The sequence below is a fragment of the Enterococcus songbeiensis genome (assembly GCF_005405265.1).
GTDB classification, from domain to species: Bacteria; Bacillota; Bacilli; order Lactobacillales; family Enterococcaceae; genus Enterococcus_C; species Enterococcus_C songbeiensis.
Map to the genome: position 1 here is coordinate 74417 of NZ_BJDS01000013.1, position 8965 is coordinate 83381.

The 8965-nt window shown below is 42.8% G+C and carries 5 protein-coding genes and 1 other annotated feature; of the genes, 2 read left to right on the forward strand and 3 right to left on the reverse strand.

From position 1 onward, the window contains the following. The first annotated feature begins 27 nt into the window (after window positions 1–27). Together ade and FFM66_RS07845 are read left to right on the forward strand one after the other, a co-directional pair. The gene (gene ade / locus FFM66_RS07840; protein ID WP_048603733.1) at window positions 28–1755 is read left to right on the forward strand and encodes an adenine deaminase; all 1728 of its coding nucleotides are present in this window, start codon (window positions 28–30) and stop codon (window positions 1753–1755) included. 151 nt (window positions 1756–1906) lie between these two features. After that, a complete protein-coding gene (locus FFM66_RS07845; protein ID WP_137605541.1) occupies window positions 1907–3397 on the forward strand; it encodes a UDP-N-acetylmuramoyl-L-alanyl-D-glutamate--L-lysine ligase in 1491 nt (496 codons plus the stop codon). A gap of 59 nt (window positions 3398–3456) precedes the next feature. Here the strand turns inward: FFM66_RS07845 and FFM66_RS07850 are convergent, their stop codons facing one another. From FFM66_RS07850 to FFM66_RS07860, 3 genes are all read right to left on the reverse strand, one after another. Then, window positions 3457–5568, reverse strand: a complete 2112-nt coding sequence (locus FFM66_RS07850) for a HelD family protein (protein WP_137605542.1) — start codon at window positions 5566–5568, stop codon at window positions 3457–3459. Between the two features lie 171 nt (window positions 5569–5739). Further along, entirely contained in the window at window positions 5740–8154 is a 2415-nt protein-coding gene (gene leuS, locus FFM66_RS07855) for a leucine--tRNA ligase (protein WP_137605543.1), read from the reverse strand. Between the two features lie 53 nt (window positions 8155–8207). Then, window positions 8208–8410 (reverse strand) — a binding site (T-box leader). Window positions 8411–8452: 42 nt separating this feature from the next. After that, the coding region (locus tag FFM66_RS07860) for a LysM peptidoglycan-binding domain-containing protein (protein WP_137605544.1) at window positions 8453–8965 on the reverse strand (513 nt) is incomplete at its 5' end.

Here is an 8965-nt window from a genome sequence, read left to right on the forward strand (position 1 = left end):
ATCTAAACCTATAAAGGAGGAGCAAAAGTGGAAACATTATTAAAAAAACATATTTTAGCTGCTGGTAAAAAACAACCTGCCGATCTGGTCATCAAGCAGGTTCAAATTGTCAATGTATTTACCAAAGAAATCACAGTTGGTGATGTCGCAGTTTGCGATGGAAAGATCGTTGGAATCGGTCATTATGAAGGACTCACCACTATTGACGGTAAAAATCAGTATTTGGTTCCCGGCTTTATTGATGGTCACGTACATATTGAAAGTTCGCTTTTATCTCCCCAAGAATTTGCCAAAATCTCCTTGCTTCATGGTGTGACCACGGTGGTAACTGATCCCCATGAAATCGGAAATGTTGCCGGTAGCAAAGGACTTCAGTTTATGCTGGAAGATGGCAAGCAATCGCCCATGACTATTTTTGTCATGCTGCCTTCGTGCGTACCGGTAACCCCATTTGAAACCAGCGGCGCCGTCTTAGATGGAAAAGCCTTGGCACCTTTTCTTGAAGATCCTAATGTTCTAGGACTGGCGGAAGTGATGAATTACCAAGCCGTTGCTACTGCGGAAACGGATATTTTAGATAAAATCAGTCGCATGCACCAACAAAAAAAGAAAATCGACGGCCACGCTGCCGGCATCACTGGTGAAGCTCTGAATGTGTATCCCGCTGCAGGAATTCGAACTGACCACGAGGCAACCACTGCCGCCGAAGCCAAAGAACGCTTGGCACTGGGCATGTATCTGATGGTTCGAGAAGGAACCGTCGCAAAAAATCTTGACGCCCTTTTACCGGCAATCACACCAGAAAATTCCCGCCGTTGCTTATTTGTGACGGATGATAAATTGATTGATGATTTGGTAGCAGAAGGGTCCATCGATCACATCGTTCGGCAAGCGATCCAAGCAGGCATGGAACCGTTGCAAGCCATTCAAATGGCTTCATTAAATGCCGCCGAATGTTTTGGTTTAACAACTCTAGGAGCAATTGCTCCAGGGTATCAAGCTGACTTCTTTTTGACAGATGATTTAAAAACTTTACCTATCCATACCGTCTTTGCCAAAGGGGTCCCGGTCGTTCAATCTGGTCACTTAAACGAATCCTGCTTTTCAGCTCCATTGGCTTTTGAAAAAGAATTGCCAAAAATCAGTGTACAGCCGTTAGATACCCACTCGTTTGATTTGCCGCTGACTGCTTCTAAAGCCCATGTGATTGAGATCATCCCCAACAGCTTGTTGACGAATGATTTAATAGAAGATGTTCAAACAGTAAAGGGCTTGTTCCAGCCTTCGATTAAAAAAGATCAGCTGAAAATCGCCGTTATCGAACGCCATCATGCCACTGGAAATATCGGATTAGGCATCGTGAAAGGTTTTCAGTTGAAGGCAGGTGCCTTAGCTACTACGGTGGCCCATGATTCCCACAACATCGTGGTAGTGGGAACTTCTGACGAAGAAATGCGCTTTGCTGCTAATCAATTGATCAAAAAAGGCGGCGGTATGGTCGTTGTTCATCAAGATAAAGAATTGGCGTGTCTGCCGTTGCCTATCGGTGGGTTGATGTCTCAAGAACCCTTCATGGCAGTCAATCAGCAGTTGATCCAACTGACGGAACAGGCACGAAAACTTGGTGCCAGCCGTGCCTTCAATCCTTTCTTGACCCTTTCCTTTTTGACACTATCGGTGATTCCCGAATTGAAGATCACCGATAAAGGATTATTTTCTTTTTCCAAATTTCAACTGATTCCTGTCAACGACTAAATTTTTATCCTTCTTCAAAATAAACCGCCAAAAAAATTGGCGGTTTATTTTTTTGGAATAAGAAAAGTCTGCTCTCCTGGTTCCTGATTTTTTTCAGTCCACTTTCAAAATTGTGCTATAATAAACTAAAAATTGAAAAAGGAGCTTCACAATGACCTTTTCCCTTGAAACAATTCGCACTTTGTTACTCAAAGAAAATCTGCTTAAAGAGTTTGTTTCAGCGGAGGGCTGGCATCTGACAATTGACAGCAAAAAGGAATTTTCTGCACTTTCCTATGATTCCCGTTCCGTTGATTCCCAAACACTTTTTTTCTGTAAAGGATTAAATTTTAAAGCGGACTACCTGATTTCCGCTATTGAAAATGGGTTGGAAGTCTACGTGGCAGAAGAACCCTATACTGTTTCAGCACTTGGTATCATCGTAACAGATGTCCGCAAAGCAATGGCGATTTTGGCGATGGCCTTTTACGATTATCCTCAAGACAAATTGACGTTGATTGCTTTTACTGGAACCAAAGGAAAAACTACTGCTGCTTATTTTACCAAGGCGGCTTTAGATGTCACCACCGACAAAAAAACAGCCCTGCTTTCCACTATGAATACTACATTAGATGGAACGACTTATTTTAAATCTCATTTATCCACTCCTGAATCTTTGGATTTGTATCGTATGATGGCACAAGCAGTCACCAATGGTATGACCCATCTCGTGATGGAGGTCTCTTCACAAGCTTACAAAACACATCGCGTGTATGGATTGTTTTTCGATGTTGGGATTTTTCTAAATATCTCTCCAGATCATATCAGCCCCATCGAGCACCCGACTTTTGACGACTATTTTTATTGCAAACGACAATTACTGCTTCATGCCAAACACATGATTATCAATCGAGACAGCGATTATTTTGATTTATTAAAAGAAACCTGTGAGCTGAACAAAATTCCATTGACCACCTACGGACGAAAAGATGCCGATTATCTGGTGGTTTCCGAAGAAGGATTGGCTTTTTCATTACAATCTGACCAAGATCCGTTTGCCTTGAACAGTCACTATTCGTTATTGCTGGCTGGTGGATTCAATCAAGAAAATGCCGCCAGTGCGTTGTTGGCAGCCGCACTGGCAGGCGCCTCCGCAAAAGACGGACAGCTCGGTCTGGCACAAGCGCGAGTTCCCGGACGTATGGAACAATTACAAGCAAAGAATGGCGCAACCATCTACGTCGATTACGCCCATAATTATCTTAGTTTAAAAACGTTGCTGCATTTTGCGAAAACGCAGCATCCTGACGGTCGAGTCATCGTTGTTCTTGGCAGTCCTGGTGGAAAAGCTATTTCCCGGCGACAAGATTTCGGGAAAATTTTATCCCAACAAGCCGACATCGCCATTTTGACTGCAGACGATCCTGCCTTTGAAGACCCACAAGCCATCGCAGAAGAAATCAATCAAGCGGTGACTAATCCAGAGTTGGTAATTTATTTTGAAATGGATCGTCCGCAAGCCATTGCCCAAGCCATCGCCTTGGCAGAGCCAAAGGATTCCATTATTCTTGCCGGCAAAGGACAAGATCAATACCAAAAAATCAATGGAGAAGATGTTCCCTATGACGGGGATTATCTGATTGCTGAACAGATAATTCAATGAGCTTAGATTAAAAACGTTCCTGATTCTCTGCATTATCCGCAGAAATCAGGAACGTTTTTTTAATGGATCAATGGTGTCAGTTCATCTTGATAAGTCACGACTACTTGTTGCATGCCACGGGAAATGGCGGTGTACAGGCGTTTTTGATCCTGTTCTGAAAAATAATTTTCCGCTGAAACATCATACAAAATCACATGATCAAATTCTAAGCCCTTTGCCAAGCTGATAGACAGCACCTGGCTTTGATCGCCAGCCTTACGCAAGGTTTCTGTTAATTGAACAGCCTGCTGTTGCGTTTTAGTCAATATAGTCAGTTGTTGCTTAGTAGACATTTCTTTCACTAGTTGAACAAACTCCTCGACCACCGCAAAAGAACGAAAAGTCACCGGCAATCCGTCTGGTCGCACCGGCAAAATCTCCATTGGTGTGGTAACCAACTTTCGAAACAGCTTCGTGATTGCACCGCTTGAACGATAACTATTCAGTAAATCATAGCGTTTCACCGACTGTTGTTTTTCAGCAAATATAGCTTGTACCTCTGAAAAAGCAATTTGAGAATTAAAAATTGCCTGATTTTCGTCCCCCACCATCGTGAAATGGGTTTTCGGGAACAAAGCCGCTAGCAAGGCGATTTGAGCATACGTGTAATCTTGGATTTCATCAATCAAAATAAAACGCAGCATTGGTACGTCCCTTTTTTCAATAAACGTGTGACGAACCAATAGCCGAATCACTGCTTCATCGATCGTTCCACCAAATTTTGGCATTTCTTGTCCGGTAAAACGTTGATAGATTGCCGCAACCATGCCTTCTTCATTGATCCATTCATTTTGCCGCAACGCCTTTGTTACCTTCCGATATTTTCGTTGCAATAATTTCTTGCTGTAACGAAAAATACTGGCTTCTGATTCATCACTGATTAATTCACCAAAATAGTGCTGCTGCAATTCTTCAGACAAGGAAAGCACTTGATTTTGAATCCGTTCACTGTGAGCTTGCTGAATGATTCGCTGATCCCAATAGCTAAGAAGCTGTTTTTTCATGGCCTGCAGCTTATCGATCATTTTGGGATAATTAGGTGTTTTTCGATAAAATCCCTGCAATGTTTCTACTGAAATCAGAACTTTTCCTTTATAAACAATCGGTTGAAACAAATCAATCCTTGCTAAAAGCTCGTCCGCTTGTTTGAGATAATCTACAAATGCTTTGCTGCGAAGAATCGCAGTCATTTTTGAAACAGGTGCATTTAAGCGTTCAAAATATTCTGTTTCATCCTCCAATTCTTGAGAACTGAACTCTTGCAAAAATAGTGGCAAAGTCAAATTAAGCGGATTGCGTTCACCCAAGGCGGGTAAAACATTAGAGATATAGTCGATAAATTGCGTATTGGGTGACAGGATCAAGAGATCATCTGCGGTGATTTGCTGCCGCAATGAATAGAGCAAATATGCAATACGTTGCATGATTGTCGAGGTTTTTCCGCTGCCGGCGATGCCATTCACCAATAAATGACGGCTAGTGTTATCGCGAATGATTTTGTTCTGCTCTTTTTGAATGGTTGCCGTGATGTCCTTCATAAATCCAGTGGTATCATTCTCCAGGGCTTCCAATAAAACATCATCTTGAATCGCCACAGAAGTATCAAAGGAATTCAGCAGACGATCTCTTTCGATAATCAGCTGCCGGCGACCGGCAATTTCCACCGCTATCTTTTGTCCATTGACTTGATAGCTGGAAGGTCCCAACTCATTGTTGTAAAACAATTCTGCAATCGGTGAGCGCCAGTCGTAGATTCGTGTATCTCCCGCCAAATTTCGAAAGCCATTGATGCCAATATAAAAATCTTCCGGTGCTTCCTCCATAAAATCGACCACTACTTTGCCAAAATACGGCACATTCAAGGAACGATTGACCTGCGCCAATTCAACATCTGCAGTTTGCATTTTGAAATTCATTTGATCGATTTCTCGATTTTTCATTTCCAACTGTGAAAAAGTATCGAGATTGTCCAGCACACTATCAAAATTCAAACTGACATCTCCTTGCATCCCCTGCAACGCCGTCAATGCCTCATCCTTAGACTGTGCCAGATAGGTTTGCAATACCTCTTTTTTCTCCAGCAGCTCCCCATAAACGATCGTTAAATACTCTTGTTCTTTGTGGTTGACCATACACACATTCCCCTTTACTGTTTGAAGGATAGGGTACGGATTATACGCTCTTTTTAAGAAATTTTCAAATGGTTGGCGTAGCTACTTACAACAGTCAACCAAAGAAATTTGCCAAAAGACAAAGACACCTCCCAAAATACAGGAGGTGTCTCAAAACATACTTATTTTTTCTTAATTTGCAACAATATTTACCAATTTATTTGGGACAACGATAACTTTACGGATCGTTTTTCCTGCAATATGTTCTTGAACCAGCGAATCAGCTTTTGCCAATTCTTCCAATTCTTCTTTTGTCGCATCTGCCGGAACATTGACTTTCGCCCGTACTTTGCCGTTTACTTGGAAAACGACTTCGATTTCTGCTTCTACCAACGCCGATTCATCGTAGGTTGGCCAAGCAACATGAGAAATGCCGCCTTCGTTGCCCAAGACTGCCCAAAGTTCTTCACTGATATGGGGAGCAATCGGTGCCAGCAATTGCACGAAGCCTTCGATGTATTCATATGGCAAGGCATCGACTTTATAGGCTTCATTAACAAAAACCATCAATTGAGAAATTGCTGTGTTAAAATGCAGATTTTCATAATCTTCGGTTACTTTTTTCACCGTTTGATTATAAACCTTCGTCAGCTTGCCATCATTAAAGGTAGTGATCCGATCCCGCATCTTGCCTTCTTCATCAACAACCAGGCGCCACACCCGATCCAAGAATTTCCGACTGCCTTCCAGTCCATTTTCGCTCCAAGCAATCGAAGCATCCAATGGTCCCATAAACATTTCATACAGGCGCAGGGTATCTGCCCCATATTTTTCAACAACATCGTCAGGATTGACCACATTGCCACGAGATTTCGACATTTTCTCGTTATTTCCGCCAAGGATCATTCCTTGATTGTATAATTTTTGATACGGTTCTTTGGTTGGAACTACACCGATATCATACAAGAACTTATGCCAGAAACGGGCATAAAGCAAATGAAGCACAGCATGTTCCGCACCACCGATATAAATATCCACCGGTAGCCAGCGTTCCAATTTTTCAAAGTTTGCCAATTCTTTTTTATTATGAGGATCGATGTACCGCAAGTGATACCATGAGCTGCCTGCCCATTGCGGCATCGTATTGGTTTCTCGACGACCTTTTTTGCCAGTAACCGGATCGACGACATTGATCCATTCTTCAATATTTGCTAACGGTGATTCGCCCGTTCCGCTTGGTTTGATGTTTTTAGTAATCGGCAAACGCAATGGCAGCTCTTCTTCAGGCACCGTCGTTGTGGTGCCGTCTTCCCAATGGATGATTGGGATTGGTTCTCCCCAATACCGTTGACGTGAAAACAACCAGTCCCGCAACCGGTAACTGATTTCTTTTTTCCCAACGCCTTTTTCTTCCAACCAAGTCGTCATAGCCGCAATGGCTTCTTCTTTGTTCATGCCATCCAAGAAGCCGGAATTGATGTGCAGACCATCTTCAGTATAAGGCGCATGAGCCACATCACCACCAGCCAACACAGGCAAAATTTCCAAGCCAAATGTTTTCGCAAATTCATAATCCCGTTCATCGTGAGCAGGAACCGCCATGATTGCACCAGTTCCGTAAGAAGACAAAACGTAATCGGCAATCCAGATAGGAATTTCTTTGCCATTGACTGGATTAACTGCATAGGCACCGGTAAAGACCCCAGTTTTTTCTTTCGCCAAATCCGTTCGATTCAATTCAGATTTTTTTGCAGCTTCTGCGATATATGCTTCTACCGCCGGCCGTTGTTCGGCAGTCGTGATTTTTTGCACCAATTCAAGTTCTGGTGCCAATACGGCATAAGTTGCACCAAACAATGTATCCGGACGGGTGGTAAATACAGTGAAATCTGTTTCACTGCTGGCAACTTTAAAGGTTACATTTGCTCCCACCGAACGACCAATCCAATTGCGCTGCATTTCTTTGATGCTTTCAGGCCAATCCACCAATTCAAGATCATCCAACAAACGATCTGCATAGGCGGTGATTTTCAGCATCCATTGACGCATCGGTTTTCGAACCACATCGTAGCCGCCACGTTCACTTTTGCCATCGATAACTTCTTCATTGGAAATAACGGTTCCCAATTCTGGCACCCAGTTGACTGCGACCTCTGCTTCATAAGCCAATCCTTTTTCGTACAATTTTGTAAAGATCCATTGGGTCCATTTATAGTATTCCGGATCGGTAGTATTGATTTCTCGATTCCAGTCATAGCTAAAGCCTAATGAATTGATTTGACGACGAAAGGTCTCGATATTTTTTTTCGTGAATTCAGCCGGATCATTGCCGGTATCCAGCGCATATTGTTCTGCTGGCAGACCAAAGGCATCCCACCCCATTGGATGCAGTACACTGAAGCCTTGGCTGCGTTTCATCCGTGATAAAATATCTGTTGCCGTATACCCTTCTGGATGCCCTACATGCAGCCCTTGTCCAGACGGATAGGGAAACATATCGAGTGCGTAGAACTTTGGCTTGCTGCTGTCATCGTGGGTATTGAAGACATTGTTTTTTGCCCAAAACTTTTGCCATTTTTTTTCGATTGCTTTGTGATCGTAATTCATTCCGATGCCTCCTAAAGAATAATAAAAAAAGTCCTATAAAAAGCCGTTGCTTTTTATAGGACGTAATCTACGTGGTACCACCTATTTTTACTTGCGAATGCAAGCCTCTTGCGGGATAACGACCGCCGCCGCAGCTGCCTACTTTTTTCAGCAGTTGTCACTAAAAGGCGAGTTCAAAAGGTTTCGTACACATTTCCACCAACCATGTGCTCTCTTTACCGAATGACTTTTTACTATTCCTTTTTAACGTGTTGCTATTGATAGCTATACTATCAAAGATTGCATGGAAATTCAAATATTATTTTACCTTTAAAGTCTGTCCAATCAGAATCGTATCGGAAGACAGTTGATTCAAACTTTTTAGCTGATTGATGGTCAATCGGTATTTTTGTGCAATCGTCCATAGACTGTCGCCGCTTTTGACTTTGTAGGTGCTGCCGGACGTGCTGGCAGCAGAGGCGGTTGCCCCTTTTTTCACGGTTACTTTTTGCCCCGGATAAACGAAGTCATTTTTGATATTGTTCCATTGACGGAATTGATCCATCGAAATGCCGTGTTTATTGGCAATCGACCAGACGGAATCGCCGGATTTCACCGTGTAAGTTCCGCCGGTTGAAGCACTGGAGCTGGCGGAGGAACTGGATAAACTTGAACTGCTAGAACCCGTAGTTGTACTGGAATTGTTGGTTCCACCGTTTTTCACCACTAGCCGTTGCCCTGGATAGATAAAGTTGTTCTTGATATTGTTCCATTGAATCAATTGATTCATAGTAATACCGTATTTATTAGCAATCAACCACACTGAATCACC

Excerpts from the sequence above, each read along its gene's own strand:
- FFM66_RS07845 (WP_137605541.1), top strand. The coding sequence starts at position 1,907 with ATGACCTTTTCCCTTGAAACAATTCGCACTTTGTTACTCAAAGAAAAT.
- FFM66_RS07850 (WP_137605542.1), bottom strand. The coding sequence starts at position 5,568 with ATGGTCAACCACAAAGAACAAGAGTATTTAACGATCGTTTATGGGGAG.
- leuS (WP_137605543.1), bottom strand. The coding sequence starts at position 8,154 with ATGAATTACGATCACAAAGCAATCGAAAAAAAATGGCAAAAGTTTTGG.